The organism is Rhodoferax sp. (genome assembly GCF_030653815.1).
GTDB lineage: Bacteria > Pseudomonadota > Gammaproteobacteria > Burkholderiales > Burkholderiaceae_C > Rhodoferax.
The window spans coordinates 52,610-78,751 of sequence record NZ_JAURYQ010000042.1; the positions used below are offsets into that span (position 1 = coordinate 52,610).

Annotated in this window: 29 protein-coding genes and 2 tRNA genes; 18 read left to right on the forward strand and 13 right to left on the reverse strand. The window is 57.9% G+C overall.

Going from position 1 to position 26,142, the window contains the following annotated elements; genetic code table 11:
• Nucleotides 1-10 precede the first annotated feature (10 nt).
• The 7 genes from Q7U49_RS16220 to Q7U49_RS16250 all read right to left on the reverse strand — a co-directional run bounded on the left by Q7U49_RS16220 (nt 11) and on the right by Q7U49_RS16250 (nt 4,729).
• Nucleotides 11-274, reverse strand: coding sequence for a hypothetical protein (locus Q7U49_RS16220; RefSeq protein ID WP_304766127.1), 264 nt, complete (start codon nt 272-274; stop codon nt 11-13).
• The gene (locus Q7U49_RS16225; RefSeq protein WP_304766130.1) at nt 246-521 is read right to left on the reverse strand and encodes a BrnT family toxin; all 276 of its coding nucleotides are present in this window, start codon (nt 519-521) and stop codon (nt 246-248) included. Before Q7U49_RS16225 ends, Q7U49_RS16220 begins: the two co-directional genes overlap by 29 nt.
• A 34-nt stretch (nt 522-555) precedes the next feature.
• Nucleotides 556-1,047: a hypothetical protein gene (locus Q7U49_RS16230; RefSeq protein WP_304766133.1), complete on the reverse strand. Its 492-nt coding sequence runs from the start codon at nt 1,045-1,047 to the stop codon at nt 556-558.
• Between the two features lie 72 nt (nt 1,048-1,119).
• Nucleotides 1,120-1,815 carry a trypsin-like peptidase domain-containing protein gene (locus tag Q7U49_RS16235; protein WP_304766136.1) on the reverse strand — a complete coding sequence of 232 codons (696 nt, stop codon included), beginning with the start codon at nt 1,813-1,815 and terminating at the stop codon, nt 1,120-1,122.
• 115 nt (nt 1,816-1,930) lie between these two features.
• Nucleotides 1,931-2,040, reverse strand: a tRNA-OTHER gene (locus Q7U49_RS16240).
• A gap of 498 nt (nt 2,041-2,538) precedes the next feature.
• Nucleotides 2,539-3,162, reverse strand: a complete 624-nt coding sequence (gene upp / locus Q7U49_RS16245) for a uracil phosphoribosyltransferase (RefSeq protein ID WP_370654030.1) — start codon at nt 3,160-3,162, stop codon at nt 2,539-2,541.
• Nucleotides 3,163-3,208: 46 nt separating this feature from the next.
• Nucleotides 3,209-4,729, reverse strand: coding sequence for a helicase HerA-like domain-containing protein (locus tag Q7U49_RS16250; protein ID WP_304766142.1), 1,521 nt, complete (start codon nt 4,727-4,729; stop codon nt 3,209-3,211).
• Between the two features lie 58 nt (nt 4,730-4,787).
• Here Q7U49_RS16250 and Q7U49_RS16255 point away from each other — a divergent pair, with 58 nt between their 5' ends.
• From Q7U49_RS16255 to Q7U49_RS16310, 12 genes are all read left to right on the forward strand, one after another.
• Complete coding sequence (locus tag Q7U49_RS16255) at nt 4,788-5,516, forward strand: YebC/PmpR family DNA-binding transcriptional regulator (protein ID WP_304766144.1); 729 nt, start codon at nt 4,788-4,790, stop codon at nt 5,514-5,516.
• Nucleotides 5,513-6,829, forward strand: coding sequence for a phosphoribosylamine--glycine ligase (purD, locus tag Q7U49_RS16260; RefSeq protein ID WP_304766146.1), 1,317 nt, complete (start codon nt 5,513-5,515; stop codon nt 6,827-6,829). Before Q7U49_RS16255 ends, purD begins: the two co-directional genes overlap by 4 nt.
• Nucleotides 6,826-7,752, forward strand: a complete 927-nt coding sequence (hemF, locus tag Q7U49_RS16265; protein WP_304766149.1) for an oxygen-dependent coproporphyrinogen oxidase — start codon at nt 6,826-6,828, stop codon at nt 7,750-7,752. The genes purD and hemF overlap by 4 nt, the downstream gene beginning before the upstream one ends.
• An 8-nt stretch (nt 7,753-7,760) precedes the next feature.
• Nucleotides 7,761-8,375 (forward strand): nicotinate (nicotinamide) nucleotide adenylyltransferase, encoded by a 615-nt coding sequence (nadD, locus tag Q7U49_RS16270; protein WP_304766152.1) that lies wholly within the window; start codon nt 7,761-7,763, stop codon nt 8,373-8,375.
• Nucleotides 8,375-9,211 carry a ribosome silencing factor gene (gene rsfS / locus Q7U49_RS16275; protein ID WP_304766155.1) on the forward strand — a complete coding sequence of 279 codons (837 nt, stop codon included), beginning with the start codon at nt 8,375-8,377 and terminating at the stop codon, nt 9,209-9,211. Before nadD ends, rsfS begins: the two co-directional genes overlap by 1 nt.
• Before the next feature lie 9 nt (nt 9,212-9,220).
• On the forward strand, nt 9,221-9,688 hold the full coding sequence (rlmH, locus tag Q7U49_RS16280) for a 23S rRNA (pseudouridine(1915)-N(3))-methyltransferase RlmH (protein ID WP_304766157.1): 468 nt from the start codon (nt 9,221-9,223) through the stop codon (nt 9,686-9,688).
• Complete coding sequence (locus Q7U49_RS16285) at nt 9,685-10,287, forward strand: nucleoside triphosphate pyrophosphatase (RefSeq protein ID WP_304766158.1); 603 nt, start codon at nt 9,685-9,687, stop codon at nt 10,285-10,287. Before rlmH ends, Q7U49_RS16285 begins: the two co-directional genes overlap by 4 nt.
• Nucleotides 10,288-10,308: 21 nt before the next feature.
• Nucleotides 10,309-11,784 (forward strand): ribonuclease G, encoded by a 1,476-nt coding sequence (gene rng / locus Q7U49_RS16290; RefSeq protein WP_304766161.1) that lies wholly within the window; start codon nt 10,309-10,311, stop codon nt 11,782-11,784.
• Between the two features lie 107 nt (nt 11,785-11,891).
• Complete coding sequence (locus Q7U49_RS16295) at nt 11,892-12,899, forward strand: glycosyltransferase family 4 protein (protein ID WP_304766389.1); 1,008 nt, start codon at nt 11,892-11,894, stop codon at nt 12,897-12,899.
• 90 nt (nt 12,900-12,989) lie between these two features.
• Nucleotides 12,990-14,333: a hypothetical protein gene (locus tag Q7U49_RS16300; RefSeq protein ID WP_304766164.1), complete on the forward strand. Its 1,344-nt coding sequence runs from the start codon at nt 12,990-12,992 to the stop codon at nt 14,331-14,333.
• Complete coding sequence (locus tag Q7U49_RS16305; RefSeq protein WP_304766167.1) at nt 14,330-15,262, forward strand: glycosyltransferase family 2 protein; 933 nt, start codon at nt 14,330-14,332, stop codon at nt 15,260-15,262. The genes Q7U49_RS16300 and Q7U49_RS16305 overlap by 4 nt, the downstream gene beginning before the upstream one ends.
• An 8-nt stretch (nt 15,263-15,270) precedes the next feature.
• Nucleotides 15,271-16,584, forward strand: coding sequence for an O-antigen ligase (locus Q7U49_RS16310; protein WP_304766170.1), 1,314 nt, complete (start codon nt 15,271-15,273; stop codon nt 16,582-16,584).
• A gap of 3 nt (nt 16,585-16,587) precedes the next feature.
• Here Q7U49_RS16310 and Q7U49_RS16315 read toward each other — a convergent pair whose 3' ends face one another.
• The 4 genes from Q7U49_RS16315 to Q7U49_RS16330 form a co-directional block, all read right to left on the reverse strand.
• Nucleotides 16,588-17,478: a DUF6492 family protein gene (locus tag Q7U49_RS16315; protein WP_304766173.1), complete on the reverse strand. Its 891-nt coding sequence runs from the start codon at nt 17,476-17,478 to the stop codon at nt 16,588-16,590.
• Nucleotides 17,479-17,522: 44 nt separating this feature from the next.
• On the reverse strand, nt 17,523-18,197 hold the full coding sequence (locus tag Q7U49_RS16320) for a bifunctional 2-polyprenyl-6-hydroxyphenol methylase/3-demethylubiquinol 3-O-methyltransferase UbiG (protein WP_304766176.1): 675 nt from the start codon (nt 18,195-18,197) through the stop codon (nt 17,523-17,525).
• 88 nt (nt 18,198-18,285) lie between these two features.
• Nucleotides 18,286-20,019 (reverse strand): lipid A export permease/ATP-binding protein MsbA, encoded by a 1,734-nt coding sequence (gene msbA, locus Q7U49_RS16325; protein WP_304766179.1) that lies wholly within the window; start codon nt 20,017-20,019, stop codon nt 18,286-18,288.
• The gene (locus tag Q7U49_RS16330) at nt 20,019-20,807 is read right to left on the reverse strand and encodes a glycosyltransferase family 2 protein (RefSeq protein ID WP_304766182.1); all 789 of its coding nucleotides are present in this window, start codon (nt 20,805-20,807) and stop codon (nt 20,019-20,021) included. Before Q7U49_RS16330 ends, msbA begins: the two co-directional genes overlap by 1 nt.
• A 68-nt stretch (nt 20,808-20,875) precedes the next feature.
• Between Q7U49_RS16330 and Q7U49_RS16335 the strand changes: the two genes are divergently transcribed.
• The 6 genes from Q7U49_RS16335 to Q7U49_RS16360 all read left to right on the forward strand — a co-directional run bounded on the left by Q7U49_RS16335 (nt 20,876) and on the right by Q7U49_RS16360 (nt 25,233).
• Nucleotides 20,876-21,727, forward strand: a complete 852-nt coding sequence (locus tag Q7U49_RS16335; RefSeq protein WP_304766185.1) for a glycosyltransferase family 2 protein — start codon at nt 20,876-20,878, stop codon at nt 21,725-21,727.
• Between the two features lie 10 nt (nt 21,728-21,737).
• Complete coding sequence (gene tolB, locus Q7U49_RS16340; RefSeq protein WP_304766188.1) at nt 21,738-23,003, forward strand: Tol-Pal system beta propeller repeat protein TolB; 1,266 nt, start codon at nt 21,738-21,740, stop codon at nt 23,001-23,003.
• Nucleotides 23,004-23,022: 19 nt separating this feature from the next.
• Entirely contained in the window at nt 23,023-23,559 is a 537-nt protein-coding gene (pal, locus tag Q7U49_RS16345; RefSeq protein WP_304766191.1) for a peptidoglycan-associated lipoprotein Pal, read from the forward strand.
• A gap of 14 nt (nt 23,560-23,573) precedes the next feature.
• Nucleotides 23,574-24,344, forward strand: a complete 771-nt coding sequence (gene ybgF / locus Q7U49_RS16350) for a tol-pal system protein YbgF (protein ID WP_304766194.1) — start codon at nt 23,574-23,576, stop codon at nt 24,342-24,344.
• The gene (locus tag Q7U49_RS16355; RefSeq protein ID WP_304766197.1) at nt 24,341-25,099 is read left to right on the forward strand and encodes a tRNA threonylcarbamoyladenosine dehydratase; all 759 of its coding nucleotides are present in this window, start codon (nt 24,341-24,343) and stop codon (nt 25,097-25,099) included. Before ybgF ends, Q7U49_RS16355 begins: the two co-directional genes overlap by 4 nt.
• Nucleotides 25,100-25,157: 58 nt before the next feature.
• Nucleotides 25,158-25,233, forward strand: a tRNA-Lys gene (locus Q7U49_RS16360).
• Nucleotides 25,234-25,367: 134 nt separating this feature from the next.
• Here Q7U49_RS16360 and Q7U49_RS16365 read toward each other — a convergent pair.
• Nucleotides 25,368-25,850 carry a GNAT family N-acetyltransferase gene (locus tag Q7U49_RS16365; protein WP_304766201.1) on the reverse strand — a complete coding sequence of 161 codons (483 nt, stop codon included), beginning with the start codon at nt 25,848-25,850 and terminating at the stop codon, nt 25,368-25,370.
• Entirely contained in the window at nt 25,843-26,112 is a 270-nt protein-coding gene (locus Q7U49_RS16370) for a DUF1778 domain-containing protein (RefSeq protein WP_304766204.1), read from the reverse strand. The genes Q7U49_RS16365 and Q7U49_RS16370 overlap by 8 nt, the downstream gene beginning before the upstream one ends.
• Between the last annotated feature and the right edge of the window lie 30 nt (nt 26,113-26,142).

Below are 26,142 nucleotides of genomic sequence, written 5' to 3' on the forward strand. Positions count from 1 at the left end.
GTTTTCAAAGCTAAGCGGCAACGCTTTTGCGCGGTTTCCGACCTGCACGACCTGCTAAACCCTGCGTTTCTTGCGCAAAGGCCAACATGCTTGCCAGCGCCTTGTTGACTGCTTCAGAGGTAGGGAAAGCCTTTTGAATTTCGGGCTGTAACACCACGACATTGCTGCCTTGGACGAAGTGTTTCAGATACTTGCCTCTGACACCCTTGCCAAGTTGATCACGCTTCAATTCGGGAATGTCTTGGTCAGCCATTTTCGTAGATGCTTTTTTCATATCGTGTTGCCTTTCTCGCGCTGATGATTCGAATGCCGCTGCGCCGTTCGGTGTGGACTACCACCAAAAGTCGCGCCTGGTTTGAGATGCCGTAAGTTCGACTTCGATCTTCGAATTCGCTGTGATCGCTGTCTGAAAATGTCAGTGCCCGAGCATCGCCAAAAACGCTGACCGCTTCGTCGAACGATACACCGTGTTTCAGCAAATTGCTGGCAGCCTTTTGATCATCCCATTCAAACTTGAACATGCAAAACTACCTGAAGGGTTTAACGTTGGACTTGTTAGGTGGCGTCACTCGCATTTTTTCCCTTGACGAGCTGGACGAGTTCGACCAAATTCGCCTTGGCCGCCTTGTACGCGACACGAAATTCTTTCAATGCATCTTCCCGCCTTTTGCGGGTGACCTTGCCGCTGGAACTGATGATATGTAGTTGATAGTGTGCGGAGCTTTGGGCGGGGGTCTTTCCCACCACAAATAGGGGATGCGAATCTGTCTCATGATGCGCAAACGCGTTGCGCAGAGACAAGATGTTGTGAAGTTGAGAGGCGTCCACTTTGAATTTGAGCTGCTGGGCAATAGCTGACACCGCCTTGACCTTACCGCCGAGAGGCAAGATGGAACTATCCAACAAGATGCTCCAGAAGAAGTCGAACCGATCGCGCCTAGGCTGGCAATACCCTTCAATAATTTGATTGAGCAGATTTTCGACCAAAGCCGTCCCGTCGATTACCTCGATGAGACCCTGATCGTCTGGAGGAAGCACGTCGCTCAATTGAAGCCACTTAACGTTCAAGCTCAGGCACGCTGCGCGGCTTTATCGCGCAGCGTCCCTTGGAGCGCAGTGTTAGGCATTGGTTGCCCCCACCAGTGCTCCAATGGGGTTTGCGCGTATTAGCTCGACAGCATAGTCAATGGAATAGGCGACGACGATCCCCGTGTTGTACTTAACCGCCAAGTCGGTTTCCTTGTCTTGGATGAACACTTTGTCCCACACGAATTTGTACCCAGAGATCACCCCAGCGACTCTTACATTCTGAGGTTGCCCATGAGGTGAAAATATTACCGGACCACCTGAGAACCCTGGGTTGTTGTGCCCATCGAGCAGTAGGTATTTGGTCTTCCCCGGAGCGAATGTAAGCATTGATACGCACGCCTTCTTTACTAGGGGTAACGGAAAGTCGGCGTTTAACCCTCCCACTTCAGCTTGAAGTCCGTAAGGAAAGCCCAAGAAGTATGCGTCCTGACTCAGGAACATGTCCTTTGTTGTTGGCTCAAGGGGGTGAGAAGGAGAAATGGGGTGAGGTGGAGCCAACACGGCGATATCGACTTCGTCAGGGGCAATTCCAACAAGGCTGCAATTCAAATCTTTCCACCGCCCCTCGTGCTGAAGTTGAATAGTTACGGCTTGCCCAATACCGGGCAGGGCGTGTCTGGCAGTCACGATGTACTGTTTGCCATCGATATCGACAGTAAAACACGTTGCTGTTTCGTGGCCAAACTGCATACGAAATGTGCGTTGAAGTGCGTTGGATGGAACCATGATGTATGCCTAACGTGAAAATGACCGGACCACAACACCAGCGGCGAAGCCGCAGCCCTGCAGTTGTGGGTCCGTGTCGATTGTCATGTTAGCGCGCATTACTTGACGCTGAATTTGGTGCGGAGAGAGGGAATCGAACCCTCTGCGCCCCTCTTGGCGGGTAGCAAATTTCAATACACGCAATCTCTCGCTTGGGTTGGAAGATTTTTCTCACCAGAGCTCCGCAGGAACGCAATTCCGCACCAAACACATGCCATCAACTGCAAGAAGAAAGCGATTGAGTTTTCCATAAACACCTCCATGAAGACTGAAACCAGACCAAAGAAAGCGAAGACTTCCAACCCAAACGAGATCGCAGCGTGTACCTCAATCTGCACCCGGATCTCCAAGCCGGTTGTTCGATAACAATTCTAGCGGGCTAACGTGATGTAGATCGTCGAATATTCTGGTATCCCAGGATATCCGACGGGATATACCAGAATTCAACCCACTGGTATCGCTGCCCCTTCAAGCGGCAAACCGCATGGCGCCGACGTTTGCAGCCAATTTCACAAGAAATCAAAGTCATGACCGCCCCTTTTAAAACCTGTCGCCTATCCTGGCGAAATCTGGTCAACGCCGAGTTCACTCCTTCGACGTTTCATTTGACACGAACTATAGCCCAGTGGAACAAGCACATCGTAAATGCGCGGCATATCCGACATTAACTTTGCACCGGAATGTTTACTGCGTGCCAAAAATCCGATCCCCCGCATCGCCCAGGCCCGGCAGGATGTAGCCGTGGCTGTTGAGTTGGCGGTCGATGGCGGCGGTGTAGATGGGCACGTCCGGGTGGGCTGCGCGCAGCGCCTTGACACCTTCCGGGCAGGTCAGCAGGCAGACGAACTTGATTGACTTGGGTTGCAGCACCTTGATGCGTGTGATGGCGGCAATGGCCGAGTGGCCGGTGGCCAGCATCGGGTCGACCACCACCACGTCGCGCTCGGGCATGTCCTTGGGCATCTTGAAGTAATACTCGACCGCCTGTAGTGTGGCCGGGTCGCGGTACAGGCCGATGTGGCCGACGCGCGCGCCCGGCACCACCGCCAGAAAGCCGTCCAGCAGCCCGTTGCCCGCACGCAAAATGGAAGCCAAAGCCAGCTTTTTGCCGTCGATCACCTTGGCGGTCATGGTTTCCAGCGGGGTTTCAATCTCGATGTCCTGCAGTGGCATGTCGCGCGTGACCTCGTAGGCCATCAGCATGGCCAGTTCGTTGAGCAGCGTTCGAAAGCTGGTGGTGCTGGCGTCCTTGCGGCGCATCAGGGTGAGTTTGTGCTGCACCAGCGGGTGGTCGATGAGGTGAACCATCGGGTCTTGGGGAGTGGTCATGGAATTTCTTTCTTTAAGTTCGGGCCTAGCGCTTGGAGCCACCAAAAATACCGCCCAGTACGCCGCGGATGATCTGGCGGCCGACTTCGCGACCGATGGAGCTGGCGGCGCTCTTAAAGAGCTGCTCACCCGCCGAGGTGCGCCGGCCACCGCCACCGCCCAGCAGGCCGCCCAGGCCCGAGCTGATGCTGTCGAACATGCCGCCACCTTGCGCGGCGGGGGCCTCGCCGGCACTGGCCGCCTTGTTGTCGGCTTGCGCCGCCCGTGCTGCGGCGTGGCCCTTGAGCTTTTCATAGGCCGAGTCCCGGTCCAGGGTTTTTTCATAGACCCCGGCAACGATCGACTCGGTCAGCAGGACTTGGCGTTGTGCCGGCGTGATGGGGCCGATCTGGCTGGCCGGTGGCAGCACGAAGACGCGCTCGCTGGGGCAAGGGCGACCTTTGACATCCAGAAAACTCACCAGCGCCTCGCCCACACCGAGCTCGGTGATGGCCGCACCCACGTCCAGACCGGGGTTGGGGCGCATGGTGTCGGCGGCGGACTTGACCGCCTTCTGGTCGCGCGGGGTAAAGGCGCGCAGCGCATGTTGCACCCGGTTGCCCAACTGGGCCAGCACGCTGTCGGGAATGTCGAGCGGGTTTTGCGTCACAAAATAAACACCCACGCCCTTGGAGCGCACCAGGCGCACCACCAGCTCAATGCGCTCCACCAGCACCTTGGGCGCGTCGTTGAAGAGCAGGTGCGCTTCGTCAAAGAAAAACACCAGCTTGGGTTTGTCCAGGTCACCGACTTCGGGCAGGTTCTCAAAGAGTTCGCTCAGCATCCACAGCAAGAATGTGCTGTACAGGCGCGGCGAGTTCATCAGCTTGTCGGCGGCCAGGATGTTGACCATGCCGCGACCCGCGCTGTCGGTCTGCATGAAATCGTCGATGTTGAGCATGGGCTCGCCAAAGAACTTGTCGCCGCCTTGGGCCTCGATCTGCATCAGGCCGCGCTGGATCGCGCCAATGCTGGCGGCGCTGATGTTGCCGTACTCGGTGGTGAATTCGCGGGCGTTGTCCCCGACCGACTGGCACATGGCGCGCAGGTCTTTCATGTCGAGCAGCAACAAGCCATCGTCGTCGGCGATCTTGAACACCAGTTGCAGCACCCCGGCCTGGGTTTCGTTGAGGTTGAGCATGCGCGCCAGCAGCAGCGGCCCGAGGTCGCTCACGGTGGCGCGCACCGGGTGGCCTTGCTCGCCAAACACGTCCCACAGCGTGGTGGGAAAGGCGCCAAAGTCGGGTGTGGGCAGCTCGCGTTCCGCAATGATTTTGGCCAGCTTGGGCGTGGCCGAGCCGGGCTGGGAGATGCCGGTCAGGTCGCCCTTGATGTCCGCCATGAAGACCGGCACGCCCAGTTTGGAAAAGCCTTCGGCCAGGGTTTGCAGCGTGATGGTCTTGCCGGTGCCGGTGGCGCCGGTGATCAGGCCGTGGCGGTTGGCTTTGTCGGGCTGCAGAAAGCACTGGGTCTGGCCGTGCTGGGCAATCAGGATGGGTTCTGGCATGTCGGGCTCCAAAAGTACAATTCAGCCAGTAGCGTAACGAACTTTTGAAGGATTTCACGTGGCAGGACACAGTAAATGGGCCAATATTCAACACCGCAAAGGGCGTCAGGACGAGAAACGCGGCAAGATCTGGACCCGCATCATCCGTGAAATCACGGTGGCCGCGCGGGCCGGTGGCGGTGACCTGGGCACCAACCCGCGCCTGCGCCTGGCCATTGACCGGGCCAAAGCCGCCAACATGCCAGCCGATCGCATCAAGTACAACATTGACAAGGCCACGGGGTCGCTGGACGGCATCAGTTACGAGGAAATCCGTTACGAAGGCTACGGCATTGGCGGTGCGGCCCTCATCGTCGACACCATGACCGACAACAAGGTGCGCACCGTGGCCGAAGTGCGCCACGCTTTCTCCAAGTACGGCGGCAACATGGGCACCGAGGGCTCGGTGGCGTTCCAGTTCAAGCATTGCGGCCAGATCATTTTTGCCCCTGGCACCTCGGAAGACAAGGTGATGGAAGTGGCGCTGGAGTCCGGCGCGGAAGATGTGATCGTCGACGACGAGGGCGCGATCGAGGTGCTCACGTCAGTGGCTGACTTTGAAGCCGTCAAAAATGCCCTGGAGGCCGCTGGCCTGACGCCTGAGGTGGCCGAAGTCACCATGCGCCCGGAAAATCCGATTGAACTCGGTGGCGACGAGGCCGCCCGCATGCAAAAGCTGCTGGATGCCATTGAAGACCTGGACGACGTGCAAGGCGTCTATCACAACGCCGAATTGGACATTGAATGAAGATATTGGTCATTGGCGGCGGTGGCCGCGAGCATGCGCTGGCCTGGCGCTTGGTGCAATCGCCCAAAACCCACAAAGTTTATCTGGCCCCTGGCAACGGCGGTACCGCGCAGGACGACCGGTTCGAGAATGTGCCCATCACCGATGTGAACGAATTGTGTGCCTGGGCGCTGGCGCAAAAAATTGTGCTGACCGTGGTCGGGCCGGAAGTGCCGCTGGCGGCGGGTGTGGTCGATGTGTTTCGCAAGCAGGGTCTGCGCATTTTTGGCCCCACGCAGGCGGCGGCCCAGCTGGAGAGCTCCAAGGCGTTCTCCAAGGCCTTCATGAAGCGCCACAACATTCCCACCGCCGAGTTCGAGACCTTCACCGACGCCGCAGCAGCCCACGCTTACATTGACCAAAAAGGCGCGCCGATCGTGGTCAAGGCCGACGGCCTGGCTGCCGGCAAGGGCGTGGTGGTGGCCATGACAGTCGCCGAGGCCCACGAGGCGGTGGACTTCATGTTGCTGGACAACAGCTTGGGCGTGGTGCACAACGCCGGGGCCGATGGCGCGGCGGTGCCGCGGGTGGTGATTGAAGAATTTTTGCAGGGCGAGGAAGCCAGCTTCATCGTCATGGTGGATGGCAAGAATGTGCTGCCATTGGCCACCAGCCAGGACCACAAGCGCTTGCTCGACGAGGACCAGGGGCCCAACACCGGCGGCATGGGTGCGTATTCACCCGCGCCGGTGGTCACGCCCGATGTGCACGCGCGCGCCATGCGCGACATCATTTTGCCCACCGTGCGCGGCATGGAAAAAGACGGCATTCCTTTCACCGGCTTCCTCTATGCCGGCCTGATGATCGACGCCCAGGGACGCCCCAAAACACTCGAATTCAACTGCCGCATGGGTGACCCCGAAACCCAGCCGATCATGATGCGGCTCAAAACCGACCTGGTTGATGTGATGATGGCCGCGACCGAGCCGGGTCCGCATGGCCGGCTCGATCAGGTCGAGCTGGAATGGGACCGCCGCACGGCCCTGGGCGTGGTGCTGGCGGCACACGGCTACCCCATGACGCCGCGCAAGGGCGATGCCATCACCGGTATTCCCCCGGAAGTCGAAGATGCCTGCGTGTTCCATGCCGGCACGGCCTTGCAAGACGGTGAACTGCTCACCTCGGGCGGCCGCGTGCTGTGCGTCACGGTTTTGGCCGACAACGCACGACTGGCGCAGCAGCGCGCCTACGAGGTGCTTATGGGCATTCGTTTTGACGGCATGCAGTACCGCCGTGACATTGGCCACCGCGCCATCAAGGGCGCGCAGGCATGACGACGGCGCAGGCTTTGCCGAGCGAACGGGTGAGCACTTACCTGCGCAGTCTGCAGGCCCGCATCACCGGGGCCATTGCCGACCTGGACGGCTCGACGTTTCTGACCGATCCCTGGCAAAAGCCGGCGGGCGAGACCTTGCAAGGGCAAGGCATCACGCAAATTCTGGAAGGCGGGGCTATTTTTGAGCGCGCCGGCTGCGGGTTTTCGCATGTGACCGGCCCCAAATTGCCGCCCTCGGCCACGCAACACCGCCCGGAGCTGGCGGGCGCGCCGTTTGAGGCCATGGGTGTGTCGCTGGTGTTTCATCCGCGCAACCCTTACGTGCCCACGGTGCACATGAATGTGCGCATGATTTCCGCCAAGGCGGCCGATGGCCGTGAGGTGTGCTGGTTTGGCGGCGGCATGGACCTGACGCCGTATTACGGTTTTGCAGACGATGCCGTGCATTTTCACCAGACCTGCCAGTTGGCGCTGGCCCCTTTTGGTGACGACAAGTACCCGCGCTTCAAGACTTGGTGCGACGAGTATTTTTACTTGAAACACCGCAACGAGCAGCGCGGCGTGGGTGGCGTGTTTTTTGACGATTTCTCGGAACTCGGCTTTGAGCCCAGCCTGGCCATGATGCAGGCCGTGGGCGACTCGTTTTTAAGCGCCTACCTGCCCATTGTGCTGCGCCGCAAGGACACGCCCTACGGCGAACGCGAGCGCAATTTTCAGCTGTACCGGCGTGGCCGTTATGTGGAGTTCAACCTGGTCTGGGACCGCGGCACGCATTTTGGCCTGCAGTCCGGTGGCCGCAGTGAGTCCATTTTGCTGTCGATGCCGCCCTTGGTGAGCTGGGCCTACCAGCAAGTGCCGGTCGCAGGCACGCCCGAGGCGGCGCTGTACAGCGATTTCCTGGTGCGCCGGGATTGGATGTGATGCCGCCCATGCCGCAACTAGCCAAGGCGCGGCGCATCGGGGTGTTTGGCGGTGCGTTCGACCCGCCGCATTTGGCGCATCGGGCCTTGCTTGAAACCGCACTGCATGAGCTCAGGCTCGACACCGTGCATGTGGTGCCCACGGGCGATGCCTGGCACAAACCACGCCAACTGAGCGCGGCTAATCATCGCCTGGCCATGGCGCAACTGGCCTTTGGCGATGTGCCCAAAATCTGTATCGACAACCGGGAAATAGCGCGCGCCGGCCCCAGCTACACCATCGACACCCTGCGCCAGATCGCCGCCGAGGCACCCGGGGCCGAGTTGTTATTGATCATGGGTGCAGACCAGGCCGCCGCCCTGACCCGCTGGCACGAATGGCAGGCCATTGTTCAGTTAGCTATAATTTGTGTAGCTACTCGTGCCCATCTGTCAAATACCAACGACTTGTTTGAAGCTGAAAAACTGTTCCCCGAGCGGTTTTTGCACTTGGGCTTGCCCGCCCTTCACGTGAGCGCCACCCAGATTCGCAGCAACATTGTCAACGGGCAACCGGTACAAACACTGGTGTCTGAGCCCGTTGCGCGTTATATTGCCGACCATCACCTCTACCTTTCACATTGATGACTACCAAAACTACTGCCCCAAGCACTGCCAAGAAACCTGCCAAGGCCGCTGCCAAATCCGCCGCGCCCACGGCAAGCAAATCCACGACAAAGCCTGTTGCCAGGCCGGCGTCGGCCGCGGTCGAAAAAAAGGACGTGAACAAGTTGCAGCGCGCCATTGTGGACGGTCTCGAAGACGTCAAGGCGCAGGACATCGTGGTGTTTGACACCGAGCACTTGTCGTCGCTGTTTGAGCGGGTCATTGTGGCCTCGGGCACCTCCAACCGGCAAACCAAGGCACTGGCCATGAGCGTGATCGACGCCGTGCGCGACGCCGGCTTTCCCAAGCCGCGTGTGGAAGGTGAAGCCAATGGTGAGTGGATCATTGTGGATTGTGGCCAGGCCGTGGTGCATGTGATGCAACCCACTTACCGCACTTATTACAACCTGGAAGAATTGTGGGGCGAAAAGCCGGTGCGCCTGAAGTTTGGCGCTGCCAAACCCGTGGCGGCCACCGAGCCCAGCGCGGCACAGGTCAAGGCGGCCAAGGACGCAGCCAAGCCAGTCGCCAGCCTGCGCCGCTCCAGTGCCGCCAAGCAGGGCGTGCAGGAAGCCTTCCCGTCGCGCGCGCAGATGGCCAAAACGGCTGCAGCAGACGCCGCGGCTGCCAAGAAAGCCGCCGCCAAGAGCGCTGCCACGCCGAAACGCAAAGTGGCAGGTGCTGACGCCGTGGCCAAGCCCCGCCTGAAAACCCTGGTGGTGAATGCACCGGTCAAGCCGGCTGCCAAAAAAGTCGCCGCCAAAGCGGTTGCCAAGAAGGCGCCAGCCAAAAAAGCCACTGTGCGTAAAGCCTGACGCCGCGCTGTGCGTCTGCTGATTGTTGCTGTCGGTCAACGCGTGCCCGACTGGGCGCAAACAGCGTGGGACGACTACGCCAAGCGCTTCCCCTTTGAGCTCAAGGTCGAGCTCAAAGCGGTCAAGACCGAGCCCCGGTCCTCCAAGTCTCTTGAGACCTTGCTGGCGGCCGAGCGTGCCCGCATCGAGGCGGCCATTCCCAAGGGCTTCAGGGTTGTTGCGCTGGACGAGCGCGGCACCGCCTTGACCACCATGGCGCTGGCGCACAAGCTGGAAAGCTGGCAGTTGTCGGGCGACGATGTGGCGCTGGTGATTGGCGGCCCCGACGGCCTGGAGCCCGCCTTCCGGCAAGCCGCGCACGAGCGGGTGCGCTTGTCTGATCTGACGCTGCCGCACGCCATGGTGCGCGTGCTGCTGATCGAGCAGCTGTACCGCGCCTGGTCCATCAATGCCAACCATCCGTACCACAGAGAATGAGCCATTTTGTTTACCTGGCTTCGCAAAGTCCGCGCCGCAGGCAATTGCTGGAGCAGTTGGGCGTGGCTTACGAGTTGCTGTTGCCTGCTGACGATGAAGACGCCGAAGCGCTGGAAGCCGTGCTAAGCAATGAAGCGCCGCTGCGCTATGTGCAACGCGTGACCCAACTCAAGCTCGATGCCGCGCTGCAGCGTCTGCAGGACCGGAACCTGCCACCGGCGCCCGTGCTGTGTTCCGACACCACCGTGGCGCTGGGCCGTACCATTTTGGGCAAGCCTGCGGATGCCGCAGATGCCGAACGCATGCTGGCCACGCTGTCCGGTAAAACGCATCGGGTCTTGACCGCCGTTGCCATCGGTACGCTGCAGGCTCGCCAGCAGGTCGTGTCCATTTCCCGGGTGAGCTTTGCACCGATGACGCCCAAGCAGATTCGGGCTTATGTGGCCACCGGTGAACCCATGGGCAAAGCCGGCGCCTACGCGGTGCAGGGCAGGGCGGCGGCGCACATCTCGCATTTGAGCGGCAGCTATTCCGGCATCATGGGCTTGCCGATGTATGAAACAGCCCAACTGTTGCGAGCTTTTGACTTTCAAACCTAACGTTTACGAAACTCCCAGTCCATGCAAGAAGATATTTTGATCAATTGGTCGCCGCAGGAAACCCGGGTGGCGGTGGTGGAAAACGGCGTGCTGCAAGAGCTGCACGTGGAGCGCACGCTGGAGCGCGGCCTGGTGGGCAATGTCTACCTGGGCAAGGTGTCGCGTGTGTTGCCGGGCATGCAGTCGGCGTTCATTGACATTGGCCTGGAGCGTGCTGCGTTTTTGCATGTGGCCGATGTCTGGCATCCACCGGCGGACGGCGAAACCATTTCGGCAGCGCGCAATGCGGCCACCCAAATCCCGATCGAGAAGCAGGTGTTCGAAGGCCAGAGCCTGGTGGTGCAGGTCATCAAGGACCCCATTGGCACCAAGGGCGCCCGGCTGTCCACCCAGATCAGCATCGCAGGGCGCATGCTGGTTTTTTTGCCGCAGGACGACCACCTGGGCGTGTCGCAAAAAATCCCGCCCGAGCAGCGCGACGAGCTGCGTCGCCGGCTGGAAGCGCTGGTGGGCGAGCAGGGCGGCGGTTTCATTTTGCGCACCAACGGTGAAGAGGCCACGGATGAGGAACTGGCAGACGACATCGTCTACCTGCGCAAGGCTTGGGCGCGCATTCGCCAGGCAGCCACCAAACTGCCCGCCACCTCGCTCTTGCACCAGGACTTGAGCCTGCTGCAGCGGGTGCTGCGCGACCTGACCACCGAGTTCACCCAGTTCATCAAGGTGGATTCACTGGAGCAGTTTGCCATGATGAGGGCGTTTGGCCAGGAGTTCATGCCGGCCGCCGCGCAAAAGCTGGTGCACTACAAGGGCGAGCGGCCCATTTTTGACCTCTATGCCATTGACGAAGAAATCGCCAAGGCGTTGGGGCGGCGGGTTGAGCTGAAGTCGGGCGGCTATTTGATGGTGGACCAGACCGAAGCACTGACCACGGTGGACGTGAACACCGGTGGTTTTGTCGGTGCGCGCAATTTTGATGACACCATCTTCAAGACCAATCTGGAGGCGGCACAGGCCATTGCCCGGCAATTGCGGCTGCGCAACCTGGGCGGCATCATCATTGTCGATTTCATCGACATGGCCCCCGAAGAGCATCGCGCGGCGGTGCTGGCCGAGATACGCAAGCAGTTGGCGCGCGACCGCGTCAAAACCATGTGCGGTGGTTTTTCGCAACTGGGACTGGTGGAAATGACGCGCAAGCGCACCCGCGAATCGCTGGCGCACATGCTGTGCGAACCCTGCCCGGTGTGCGCGGGCAAGGGCATTGTGAAAACCGCCCGCAGCGTGGCCTACGATATTTTTCGCGAGATCCTGCGCGAAGCCCGCCAGTTCAACCCCAAGGAGTTCCGCGTGGTGGCGTCCCCCAAGGTGATCGAGCTGTTTCTGGACGAGGAAAGCCAGCACCTGGCGGGCCTGAGCGAGTTCATCGGCAAGCCGGTGTCGCTGCAAAGCGAGAGCGCGATGGGGCAGGAGCAATATGACATCGTGCTGCTGTAATGTCGATGCGCCTGTTTCGTCAATTCGTTTCTTTTTGATCAAGAGTTAAGACTTTGTCGCAGCTTGAATTGATTCACGTGGTGCGTCGGTACGGGCCGGTGGGTGGCATGGAGCGCTATGTTTGGGAGTTGACGCGCGAGCTGCAACAGTTGGGCCACCATGTGACGGTGGTCTGTGAGCGCTGCCACGTTGAAAAGCCGGCAGGTATTGACGTTCATGAGTTGGGTGAAATCGCACCTCGCCCACGGTGGCTTGCGCTGTTGCGTTTTGGTCGGCGAGTCGAGCGGTTTTTGCTTGCGCATCCGCATGACGGCAGTGTGATCCATAGCCATGAGCGGCTGCGTATTCACCACATCACGACTTTTCATGGGCCGCCGTTTGCAACGGTCTTTGAAAGACCTTGGTGGCGATGGCTGTCGCTGCGCGTGGCGATGCAATTGTTTTTGGAGCGCCGTGAGTTGTCGCAGCCGCAGTTTGTTGTGCCCAATTCACAGTTCATCAAGACATTGATTGCGCACTATTACCCAACCCTGGCCCAGAAAATGACGGAACCTATCGTGCCTGGCGTGCTCGCCGGCGCGGTACGTGCATCACGAGCTGTGCCGCCACGGGGTGGTGTCGTCGGTTTTGTTGGCAAGGAATGGCAACGCAAAGGCCTGCCTTGGGTGGTGAAGCTTGTCGCCGCCTTGCGCGTTCAACGCCCCGAGTTGCAACTGTGTGTGGTGGGGCCGGAGCCCGCAGAGGTGGCCCATTTGTTTGCAGACTGGCAGGGCGGTTACACACTGGCGGGCTGGAGCGATCAGTCACCGTACCCCGGCTTTGATGTGTTGTTACACCCCGCCAAAGCGGAACCGTATGGCATGGTCATCAGCGAGGCCATGGCTGCCCGGGTGCCCGTGGTGATTTCCGATGTGTGTGGTGCGGCAGTGCATGTCACATCAGAGTCAGGTGCTGTGCTGCCGTTGTCGGCGCCACTGGATGCCTGGGTGGACGCGGTGGAGCAACAATTAAGCCGTTGCGACCCTGTTCCACAATTTGAGCGGAGCTGGGGGTGGGTGGCTAAGGAATACGAACAACTGTATTCAAAAATATTTGCTGATAGACAGATGTGCTAGACGCTGGCGTTTGCCCAGCAGAATGTCCAGAGACTAGGCATCCGTACAATAGGCATCACTTCACCGGCAGGCTATTTCTTTGACAAACACATGACCGAGCAACCCCGGCAACGCTGGTTAATCCTGGCACACGCCTTCAACATGGACGGACGGGCCGCCAGCCAGACCATCACCGACAAATTGCCGCATCTGTACCATGCTGGGATCGAGGTCGTGGTGCTCAGCGGTGTTTCTGGCACTAAAGACAAGTTTGTCGAGCATCACCAGCTCTGGCCCGCTGGGCCAGCCGGCATTCGTTTCGAGTTGCGTCACGTGTTGCGTCGTCAGTTTGGCAAAGGGGGGATCTATCGATCGTTGATGACGCTGGCCTCGCTGGTCCTGCTTCCGGGCCTATTGATCGAAAAACTTCTGCGCCCGGTGGAAAGTTCTTGGTCTTGGTGGCTCAGCGCCTACATCAAGGGCAGGGCGCTGGCTCGGCAGCAACCGTTTGACTTGATTTATTCCACTGGCGGCGCGTTTTCCGCCCACTTGGCTGCAGATGCCTTGAAAAAAACCACGGGCACGCCTTGGCTAGCCGAGGTACATGACCCGTTTATCACCCCCGGGGCAAGCCCGCGCACCCAGCAACAAAAAATGCAAGCGCGCGTGGAGGGCGTGATTTGTCGCGACGCTGACCTTGCGGTGTGGTTCACCCAGCAAGCCGTTGCCAGCGCGCAAGCCCGACACCCCGAGCTCGGCTCGCGTGGCAGGATGTTGCTACCCGGCATTGATTCACCATTCCAGACGCTGCCGCCCTATCGACCAGGCACAAAATTTATTGTTGGCCACTTTGGCTCGCTCTCGGTTACCCGTAACCTGCTGCCCATCATCGACGCGTTGGAAAGTTTGAAGACGCTCCGCCCTGAGCTGGTGGCCGCTACCGAGCTGCAGGTCTATGGCGGTCCGCTCGATGACGTGTCTGCCGCGCGGTTGGCGATTTCGCCGGTGCGTGACAACGTGCGCCACTTCGGCCGTATTGAAGCTGATCCAGCCACGGGCTTGAGCGGCCGCGAGCAGATTCTGCGTCGTATGCGAAGCGTGGACGTGTTATTGCTACTTCACGGCGAAGAACCCATTTGTGAAGAGTACATCCCTTCCAAGCTTTACGAATACCTGTGGATGCAGCGCCCCATCCTCGCTACTGTTCACCGAAACCCGCAGATGGCGGCGATGTTGCGGGGGGAGGGGCACATGGTAGTGATGACTGGCATGGCAAGCATTCGGGATGGTGAGTCCTTGCCAGGACCGTCGTTGGCAACTGAGTTGACACAATTGTTCGATTGCTGGCACACCGGCTGTTTATCGGACAACGAACGGATGAGTCCGTACACCACTCAGGCTGCAGTAGTTCAGTTGCTCGGCTGGGCTCAGCAAATATATAGGCATCCGCTTTGACTCAGCCGCTTCTTTCACTGGTAGTGCTGGGGTTTCGTAATTTTGATGTGACGACGCGAGCCTGCCTGGAATCACTCGTGGCGTGGCTTGATGATCCGGATGTCGAAGTGCTGGTGGTCGACAACGGTTCGCCTGACGACTCAGCGCTGAAGACGGCGCAATGGTGCGCTGAGCACCCCCAGACCAGGTGTTTGTTGAGCGAGAGCAACCGCGGCTTTGCCGGCGGCATGAACTGGGGTGCGGCACAGGCAAGGGGGCAGTGGCTACTATTGGTCAACAACGACACCGTTTTTCCGGTTAGCACGCTGGACGCGCTAATGCAGGTGATTCATGAGGTGCCGTCTGATGTTGCCATGCTCGGCCCAATCACCAATGCGGCTGGTAATGGCCAACGGCTTTGGAAACCGGGCGCTGACCACTCGCAATGGCTGGAGATTGGCCAGTGGCTTAATGAACATCCGACGCATCAGCTGATGCCTACCTATCGGTGCGACTTTTTCTGCATCGCTGTTCGCCGCGATGTCTGGGATCAGCTAGGTGGCTTGGACCAGGCTTTTGGCATGGGTTACTACGAGGACTTCGATTTCAGTCTGCGCGTAAATGCAGCTGGTTACCGTCAGATGATTACAGAGGATGTCTTTATCTTGCACTTGGGCAGTGCGACGTTTCAGGGCAGTGCCTCGGCGCGGGCCCTGATCAAGCGCAATAAAAAATTGTTGAAAATGAAACATCCTGACGCACGGTTCGAGCACACGCGCATCGGAAATTTGGTCGTTTTGCAATCGTATAAAGCCTTGGAGCAGATTGGTCTCTGGAGTTCAGCCTTGGCGGTCAGAAGAGAGTTGCGCCTTGGGGCCTTGACTGGCGACGCTCCACGCAGTTTTTTAAAAAGGTGGTTATGGAAGAAAAAAGTAGCACGTTCGCTTTGAAGCTTAGCATGGCCGAACCGACGAGCTGGTCGATTTTATTTGCTTCGACTTATCTCGCAGTATTGTCCACGTCAAACACCATGGCACTCCGCAATGTGGCGGTCGTAGGGCTGCTGATTAGTCTTGTGTGGCAATTTTCCAAGATGTGGGGTGTGCTGAGGATCGGCCTGCCTGTGTTGTTGTGGGCCGCATATCTGTTTCTTTTCCCCTTCATTTCAGACGACATCATTGTTGCCTGGGATAGCTTTAGTAGCCAGTGGGGTCGCGGCTTGTTGGCTATGCTGGTTGGTGCGGGGGTCGCCGCGATTGTGATCGATCGACAGAGGGGCGTTGTGTTTTATCTGGGTGCAATCAGCTCAGTACCAGTCTTGATACATTTGGTTTTGTTTGCCTTGAATGCATGGCAGACAAGTTCGTTGCCCATTGGCTACTGGGGGCGTGAGACACACCATGCCGATCTGGGCTACGCCGCTGGGCACACGGTGATACTGATGTCAGCCACCATTGTCGCTGCTGACCGGAAATATCGTTTTTGGGCTGTAGCCTTTATTTTGGCTGCGCTGTTGAGCACTGTCTTAGCGCAATCCCGCGCCGGTTTTGCCTTTGCTGCTTTAGGTGGCCTTTTTGTTTTTTTGTTAGCTCACTTCAATCAATTACCTAAAAAAAATTACCATGTTGCTAATATCGGCTTGGTGACTTTACTGGTCGCTGTGGTGATAATGGCCTTCTTTGCCATTAAAGAGGATTCGCGTTGGCGCAGTATGGCTCAGGAGCTTTCCGCTGGCTGGATGGGTAATGCTATTCAGATTGAGTGTGAAGGAACGGCTTCTGTCGAGCAGGAAATCATCTCTAAGTATGGTGTAGGGGACAACTCTCAAAGCGTGATCAACAACGTGCGAGGCGGTGATGCGTCACGCGTGTTAGTTGTGCGTGCGGGCGTTGAACTAGCCGCAAAGCACCCGTGGGGAAGTGATGGTTCCCGTCAGGGGTTTCAGAAGCTCTTAATGCAAGTATGCCCAAACCCGGCGATTTCCATGGCGCACACTCACAACGGTTGGGTTGATACTTTGCTTGCGATTGGGTGGCTTGGTGCGGTTTTATATTTGGCCGTTTTGCTTCAGTATTTTCGGCTTGGACTAGCTGGTTTGCGAGACAGGCAGGTGTTGAGCCCATGGGCATTGGTTTTAACGGCCCTATCGATATTCTGGATTACCAGGGGGCTTACCGACTCAGTGTTTCGTGATCACATGCTCCAAATGCAGGGCTTCGTGCTGGCTTTTTCTGCAACTGCATGGCGATTGCAGCGGCACCAAAAAAAGTAACTCTCAGATCCGACCTAGCCCACGCCGCAATCGCCGACCTATCCGTGATGACAGTGTCCCGCCTTCTGCAGGCCAATCCATCTCGCGCTCCCAGGCAGATTGATAAATAGCGCCGCAGTAGAGTTGAGCTAGTTGATCGTTGTTGATTTTGGCACGACGGTCCCTATCAAACTGCCAAGCGTAGTGATATACCTTAAAGAGAGGCTGGCAGGGCATGAGCTGAATCGCTCGGTAACTCAGCAGCGCTTCGCCGTACCAGCGTGACTCCATAGGGGCCGAGACGATAGCATCCAAGAGGTTCATACCCCTAGGTCGGAGATACTGTTCCTCAAGACTTTCCCACACAGACCTGTGCCAAAGAAGTGGCAAAGGGCCAAAAGCGTAGGCTTTTCCTGGACGATCGAACAATCGCTGAACGCGCTCGGCTTCATTACGAAAGACGGTCAAAATGCGCTGCTTTCCGACCTGCAGGGACGCCTCAAGAAACTCCCGACTCTCGTCAATGACCGTGTAAGGAATATTGTCTTTCCAGAGAAAGTCATTTCGGGAGAATGGTCGAATAAACACTGCATCTGAATCGAGACACAGATAGGTGTCTGAAATCCCCAGTCGCCAAAATTCCGATTTGACGATTTGCTGAGAAATGCTGCCGGGCAGGCTGTGCAGCTTCTGTTTATCGATGCTGGAGTTGTGCGAGACGATGAGATCGTCATCAATGATCTCTATCGACTGATTTGTCAAGTGTTCCCTGAACAATGCGAGATCGGCTCCTGGGACAGATAAATAAAACGGAATACGATCGACATTGAATTTGGCGATTGAGTCCGCTAACCTAATCACACGCTTCAGGTCTGTTCTGTAGCTCTTGCAGTAAAGTGCGATGGGCGTTGACATGGTCGTAACAATGTTTTCAGGCTAATTTCCTAGATCAGCCGAAGTTAACTAGGCTTCCTTGCGGCTATCACAAATTGCTTCGCCAAAAGATCCCCTAGTCCGAGTAGAGTAAGCAGGCGTTTTTGCCATCGACGTGTTTCGGTGCCCAGCACTTTGCTAACGCTGGCGCCGCTAGTCTCAGCAAGTTCAATAGCACTCGAGCGGGTGAAAAACCTCAGATGTGTACGATCCAAAATACCGGATTCAACGTAGTCAAATTTACCCTTGAAAGCCAGGTCAGCCAGAACGTGATAGTTCCGCAAGTTGGGTACGCTGATGATCCAGTGTCCACCAGGTTTGAGCAGTGAGTCAAGACGTCGTATGGTTTCCCAAGGGTTGACCAGGTGTTCCAGAACATCGAGACAAAGTATGAGGTCGACTGACTCCAGGGGTAGTTCAGGCGTTGCTTTTTCAATGTCAATCTTGAAGAAGCAATCAACCGCGCCAGGGCCAACGCGCAGATCTGCATAGGGCTCAACCCCGGCGGTCCAATTGCTGTAGCCGGTTTTCTTAAGCCATTCAAGGGTGTGACCTTCTGAACACCCAATCTCGAGGACTCGCAGGGGTCGGCCGGATGACACAGGTAAAAGTGGAGCGATCTCTATGCGTGCCCTTGAAAAATATTCACTGGTTTTTTCGTCGTAGAGATTGGGACGGGTATCAGCCACGGTGGTTGTCATGTCAGGTTTCGACCTTCGATTCAAAGTGCAAGACGTGAGTTATCTTGTAATGCGCAAACAAAACGGCCAAGCCCAAGGATCAAAGTTTTCATGTCTGTGCACGAACTAGGTTGGCGTAATAGCCGCCGGCCGCTTTCAGTTCGGCATGGGTGCCACTTTCGACGATACGACCCTGGTCCAACACCAGGATGCGGTCTGCATGTTCAATGGTACTTAGTCGGTGAGCAATGACGAGGGTTGTGCGACTTTTCATTAGCATGAGCAGAGCTGTTTGCACCTGCCGCTCGCTTTCGGTATCCAGCGCCGAGGTAGCCTCGTCCAAAATTAATATCGGGGCATCCTTGAGCAGCGCGCGTGCAATGGCTATGCGTTGACGCTGGCCCCCTGAAAGACGTGCGCCATTTTCGCCGATCATCGTGTCGAGAGCTTGTGGAAGTCGTTCGATGAACTCCCAGGCCTGGGCTGACTGGGCAGCTTTGATCACTTCCTCCCGGGTGTGTGTGCCCAGTGTGCCGTAAGCGATGTTGGCTTCCACCGTGTCGTTAAATAGGACCACATCTTGGCTTACTAGAGCGATGTTCTGACGCAGGCTGCGCATGGTCAGGTGTTGAATATCAATGCCATCCAACAAAATTTGACCACTGGTGAGCGGATAAAAACGCGGTATCAAAGCGCCGATCGTCGTCTTACCGCCACCAGAGGCGCCTACCAAGGCGACCGTCTGCCCGGGTGCTATGTGCAAGCTGACGTCACTGAGTGCCATCCGTTCGACGCCAGGATAACTAAAGCAAACATGATCGAAAGTGATGTCTCCCTGCGCGCGATTCAGTGATTTGTTGCCTTTGTCGGCTTCGCCGGGTAAGTCAATCAGGGCAAATACATTCTCAGCAGCGGCTAACGCTTTCTGAAGCATGGTGTTGACAGTGGTCAGTTGCTTGAGAGGTGAAATGAGCAGCAGCATCGCCGTAATGAAAGATACGAAGCTGCCAACTGAGCCGCCGCCTTGATCCATAGCCTGGCTCAAGGCCAAATAGGTGATCAGCGCCACGGCTATTGATGCCGCGATGTGAGTGATTGGCGTGGTGGCTGAAGCTGGGATGGCCTCGCGCATTTGGGCGCGGCGGAATTGTTCTGTGGCGTCTGCAAAGCGGCCTGTCTGATGTGCTTGCCCACCAAATATCTTCACTACTTTTTGTGCTTTGGCTGATTCTTCAATGACGTGAGCTATCAGCCGCATGGACTGCATACTTTGCTGACTGGCTGTACGCATACGTTTACCAAAAGTCTTCACGGCAAAAGCGATCACCGGACCAATCGTCAGTGTGATTAGTGTCAGCTTCCAGTCAAGGTAGAGCAAGTAGGCTACCAGCGCAACTGCCGTGAGCGATTCACGAACCAGTGTGACAAGGGCACTGGTGGCCGCTTCCGAGACATGGCTGACGTCGTAGACGAGGCGCGATATCAGCTGGCCAGCCGAGTGCTGGTCGAAATGCTGTGTGGGCAGGGTAATGAGCTTGGCAAACATGGCGCGCCGCAGGTCGGTCACGACCCGACTGGAGACCCACATCATCAGGTAACCGGTTAGATAAACAAAGATGCTGCGAACCAAGAAGAGTGCCACGATACCCATCGGTATCATCCACACCATACGTGTGTCTTCCGTCTGGAAACCCTTGTCGAGCAGGAATTTCATAATGGCTGGAAACACTGGCTCGGTCGCGGCGGTTGCGACCATGCCGCCCACCGCCAGCGCCATGGGCTTCCAGTATGGTCGCACATAGCTCAACAGCCGTAAGTACAGGTCGCGATTGCTCGGCGGCATCAGCGGGGCACTTTCAGTGTTTTAGGCACTTGCCAGGTCTGGCCCTTCTGCATCTCCAGCGCCTTCACATACCGGTAAAACGTGCCTTCAAAATTCCCCAGCGCGATGACGAAACCGGCCCAGCCGTCCAGAAAACCCAGCTTGAAAACATAGTGCTTCACGAAGGACCACAAGCCGTGCGCCAGCGCTGAGCCCATGCTGATCTTCTTGTGCACGATCTTCTCGGCGCCCAGGCTGGAATAGCGGTTGGCCTTGTGCATGACCTCGCTCATGTTTTTAAACGGAAACTGCCAAATGGCATTTTTCAGGTGGCCAATGGGGTGGGTGGAGTCCAGAACATAGCCCTCATGCACTGGCTTCAGGTCATATTGCATGCGACCCTTGCGGAACAGTTGGGGCTGGCGGTAGTTGGGGTACCAGCCGGAGTGCTTGATCCAGCGGCCCATGAAGAAGTTGCGGCGCGGTACCCAGTAGGCATCCACGGCCGCAGGGTCCTGCGTGATGGCGCGGATTTCATTTTCAACTTCGGGCGTGCAGCGCTCGTCCGCATCGAGGCTGAAAATCCATTCATGGGAGCAGGCCGCAATGGCCTGGTTTCGCAAATCGCCAAACCCTTTGAAGTCCACCTGAACAACACGGGCGCCCAGCTTGGCGGCTATTTCGGGTGTGCCGTCCGTGCTCCAGGAGTCAACCAGAATGATTTCGTCAGCCCACGGCACGCTCTCGATGGTCGCCGACACCTTTTCGGCTTCGTTGTACGCGATGATGTAGACAGAAATTTTGCTCATGGGTGATGTTAGTATTCTGCGTCGCATGCGCTCTTTTGAGCCAAGGCAGCTCTGTAGTCTAGTCCAAAATGAATGCTTCCGATCCCGTTTCCGTGGTGATCACCACCTACAACCGCAGTGATGCATTGCTCGCCGTTCTGGACGGCCTGTCGCGTCAGAGCGATCGGCATTTTGAGGTGATCGTTGCCGACGATGGCTCCCGTGAGGAACATGTACGGCCCATCGTTGAATCTGCCAACGCCAAAGCGCTCAAGTTGGTGCATGTTTGGCATCCCGATGTTGGTTTTACCGCCGCGTGCATCCGAAACCGTGGCGTGGCCTTGGCGAGCAGTCCGTACATCATTTTCCTGGATGGTGATTGTGTGCCAGAGCGTGACTTTATTGCGCAGCACAAGGCACTCGCCCAAACCGGCTTGTTTGTCAATGGCAGTCGTGTTTTGCTGTCGCCCAAGCTGACGCAGCGCGTGTTGGCAGGCTCCGAGCAGATTTGTGGCCGTTCCTGGCTTTTCTGGCTCGGGCAACGCGTCCTTGGCCATGCCAGCAAGCTCACGCACCTGTTGCGTCTGCCGGATTTACCTCGTCGTATCGAACGTGCGTTTTCCTGGAAAGGCATTCGCAGTTGCAATATGGGGGTGTGGAAAGCCGATTTTGAACGGGTCGATGGATTTGATGAATCGTTCAGTGGTTGGGGGCATGAAGATGCTGACTTCGTTCTGCGCCTGCATCACAGCGGGGTGCTGCGCAAAAACGGGTTTTGCGCTACCGAGGTGTTTCACCTGTGGCACCAGGAAGCAAATCGTAACAAGGCGTCACAGAATGCCCAACGTGTCAAAGAGCGTGTTAAAAATGGGTTGATTCGATCCACTTTGGGCTATTCTCAGGCCCGGCTCAATGACAATGCCCGGATCTCAAGACTGTAATAATGGACCAATGATTAAACGTTTCCTTTGCTATTTCCTGACCTGCCTGGTTTGTAGTCCGGCCCTCGCCCAGTTCCGCATCGAAGTCTCCGGTGTGGGTTTGACCCAGGTCCCCGTGGTGATCGCACCCTTCAAGGGCCAGGACGCGCTGCCGCAAAAGATCTCTGAAATCATCAAGGCCGACCTCGAACGCAGCGGCCAGTTTCGCGTGATCGCGTCGCCAGCGGGTGTTTTTGACGAGGCTTCGCGGCCTGAGCTTTCCGCCTTGCGGCAGTCCGGCGCTGACGCCTTTGCCTCGGGCAGCGTGACCAGGCTGGCCGACGGCCGTTTTGATGTGCGTTTTCGCTTGTGGGACGTGGTGAAAGGGCAGGACATGGGGGGCCGCAGTTTTGCCGTCACCGTGCCTGACTTGCGCCTTGCCGCGCACCGCGTGGCCGATGACATCTATGAAAAACTCACCGGCGACAAGGGTGTGTTTTCAACCCGCATTGCCTACGTGACCAAGGCGGGGCAGCGTTACCAGCTTTGGGTGGCCGATGCCGACGGCGAAAATGCGCAGTCGGCGCTGGCCAGCCCGGAGCCCATCATTTCCCCGGCCTGGTCCCCTGACGGCAATCAGCTGGCCTATGTGTCCTTCGAGTCGCGCAAACCCGTGGTTTACGTCCACAACGTGGCCACTGGCAAGCGCCGCCTGATCGCCAATTTCAAAGGCTCCAACAGCGCGCCTGCCTGGTCGCCCGATGGCAGCACGCTGGCCCTGACGCTGAGCCGGGACGGCGGCTCGCAGCTGTTTTTGCTGGCGGCGGCAGGCGGTGAACCCCGGCGCCTGATTCAGTCAAGCAGCATTGACACCGAACCCGTCTTTTCACCTGACGGCCAACATATTTACTTTGTCAGCGACCGTGGCGGTTCGCCCCAGATCTACCGGGTCTCGGCACGCGGTCAAAACGTCGAGCGCATTACTTTTGCGGGTACTTACAACATTTCGCCGGCCATCAGCCAGGACGGTCGCTGGCTCGCTTACATTTCGAGACTGGGCGGCGCGTACAAGCTGCACCTGATGAATCTGGCCGACGCCACGGTGAGCGTCATCACCGACTCTGCTGCCGATGAAAGCCCCAGTTTTTCCCCCAATGGCAAGATGCTGGTGTACGCAACCCAGCAGCAGGGCCGGGAGGCTTTGATGACCAGCACGCTCGATGGCAAGGTCAGGGCGCGCCTCAGTGGGCAGCAGGGGGACATCCGGGAGCCGCACTGGGGTCCATTTTTTAAATAGCAGTTTGGAGTGATTCAGGATGAAAAAATTTGTTTTGGCTGGTCTGGTGTCGACCCTGTTGGTCGCTTGTGGTACCTCGGTTCCACTCAACGATGTGCCGGTGGAAGATGCCACGGCAAGAGCCGTAGGTGCTGACGCCGGTGCCGGTGCTGCCGGTTCAGGTGTTCAGGGGAGCGGCGTTGCGCCGGTTGATTTGGGCCGCGCGGCTGATCAAGCGCCGGCGCCAGCTGATTCACGTTTGGTCTATTTTGACTACGACAGCTTTGTCATCAAACCCGAGTTTCAAGCCGTGGTTGCCGCGCATGCCCGGTTTCTGCGCGCCCAGCCCAACCGCAAGGTGGCCATTGAAGGCCATACCGATGAACGCGGTGGCCGGGAATACAACCTGGCTTTGGGCCAGAAACGCGCCGAAGCCGTGCGCGATGCCTTGGCCATTTTGGGTGTGACCGCAGGCCAGATGGAAGCGGTCAGCTTTGGCAAGGAAAAGCCGGTTGTCGTTGGTGCTGAAGAAGCCGCTTTTGCCAAAAATCGCCGTGCTGAAATCCGTTATCCATGAAGTCTGAACTAGCCATGTCATCCTTGTTTTCAAAGCCCGCAGCCTTTCTGCTGGCGTGCTTGTTGTCGGTGGGCAGCACGCAGGCTGCCTTGTTTGAAGACGATGAAGCGCGCAAGGCCATTCTTGATTTGCGCCAGCGCGTGGAGGTCGTGCGCGGTGAGGCCGATCAAGCCCGCCGGGCCTCGGCCACCGAGCTGACGGGGCTGGGCAACAGCCTGCTTGATTTGCAGCGTCAGATTGAACTGCTCAAGGCCGAGATTGCGACGCTGCGCGGCAGCAACGAGCAAATCGCGCGCGAGCTGTCCGAAATCCAGCGGCAACAAAAAGACCAGTTGCAGGCGATTCAGGCGCGCTTCAGCAAAATTGAACCGGTGATGGTCCAGCTTGATGGTGTCGAGTTCCTGGCAGATCAAAGCCAGACGCGGGACTTTGAGGCGGCGCTGGCCGTGTTTCGCAAAGGTGATTTTGCCAACGCAGAAGGGCTTTTTTCGAACTTTGTCTCCCGCTATCCGCTCAGTGGTTATGTGGTGCCGGCGCTGTTCTGGCTGGGTAACGCCCAATATGCCACGCGCAACTACAAGGACGCGATGACCAATTTCCGGTCCCTGATTGCCAAAGACCCCGAGCATGTGCGCGCCCCAGAGGCCGTGTTGTCGGTGGCCAATTGCCAGTTGGAGTTGAAGGACAGCAAAGGTGCGCGCAAAACCCTCACGGACCTGCTCAAGGCCTACCCGCGCTCCGAAGCCGCCGTGGCTGCCAAAGAACGGCTCGCGACGCTTAAATGACCGGCTTGTCGGATCGCCGTTTTGGCGGGCTTGAGCGCTTGTATGGCGTGTCTGGCGCTGACCGCATTCGCAACGCGCATGTGGCCGTGGTGGGCATTGGCGGCGTTGGTTCCTGGGTGGCGGAGGCGCTGGCGCGCAGCGGGGTAGGGCGCATCACGCTGATCGATTTTGACCAGGTGGCAGAGTCCAACATCAATCGCCAGATTCAGGCGGTTGATGCCAGCCTGGGCCAAGCCAAGGTCGACGCCATGCGCGAGCGCATCCACGCTTATTCTCCAGAATGCCAGGTCAACTGTGTGGAGGCCTTTGCCGAGCCGGACAACTGGCCGGCCATCCTGCCCGCGGGTGTGAATGCGGTGGTTGACGCCTGTGACCAGGCCAAGGCCAAGCTGGCCATGGCGGTCTGGGCCAAAAAATCGGGCGCGCTGCATGTGATGGTGGGCGCGGCCGGCGGCAAGCGTCACGCCGAGCGGGCGGCCGTGGCCGATGTGCTGGACGTGACGCACGACCCCTTATTGGCCAAGGTACGCTATCAGTTGCGCAAGGCGTTTCCGGCATTGCGCGCTGCCAAAAAGCTGGGTGTCACCTGTGTGTATAGCCCCGAAGCCGTGGCCCCCCCTGATGCCTCCTGCGGCGTTGAAGGCGACGGCAGCCTGAACTGCAGTGGTTTTGGGTCGGTCGTCACGGTCACGGCAAGCTTTGGTTTTTGCGCTGCCGGTGTAATTTTGAATAAATTGAGCTCTGCCAGCAAATAAGGGCCAAGAATTTGTTTATAATTTGAGGCTTGCTAGAACGCGACGTCAAGAAGCGTTTGGGATGTTAGCTCAGTTGGTAGAGCAGCGGACTTTTAATCCGTTTGTCGTGGGTTCGACCCCCGCACATCCCACCAAAATACAAACGAAAAAAGCACTTCCAGGAAACTGGCAAGTGCTTTTTTTTTGGCGTACCCCGTGGGAGCGGCTTGCCAATCAGCGCTCTTCGCGCAACTACTGCACACAGCCCCTGAACCCTGTGGGGCGGACTTCAGTCCGCCGGCAAGTAAAGCGTCATCGGTGAATCTGTGCAGGGTGTGAACCCGTAGTGCTGGTAAAAGGTCTTGGCTTGCTGATTCTTGGCATCCACGAGCAACGCGAATGCCGCCACTTGCCTGCGGGCCTGCAGGCAGCGGTCAACAGCACAACCCATCAGCAGTTTGCCCAAGCCCTGGCCTCGCTGGTCGACGCGGCAGGCCAGCCGCCCCATCCGAAAACAGGGAACAGGGTAGCGCGGCAGCTTCTTTCGGTCCGCGTCACTGAGTTGCAGCACGTCGACCTGTGCTGCACTGAGGGTGTAGTAGCCAAGAATCAGGCCAGGGCGGTCGGTGTCCACCAACACATGAACCGTACTCACACCCTTGCGGCTATGTTGCACTGCAAATCGGTGAAGGTACGCATCAAGCTCGGGCACGCCACAGCTGAAGCCAGCGCGGTCATGAAGCGCTGAGTCCAGCGCCTGCTCTTCAAGCACGCTTCACCTTGGCTGCCGCTGTCAAAGCGCCTTTGAGGGCAGCGTTAGGGGTGAATGCGTTGTTGAGTGCCGCGGTAAAGTCGGCAAAATCGCGCTGCGAAAGCGTGACTCGCGATTCGCTGTCCAGCAAGGTCAGCGCCTTCTCTTTGGCGGCCACACGGACGAAACCAGCCATCGTCGTACCCAACAGCGTTGCTGCACGGGAAACGATGTCCTTGTCTGCGGCATCCAACTTCAGATCAAGACGGGCGGTTGCGGTCATGGCAGGTCCTTCATGTGGTACGGTGTTTTA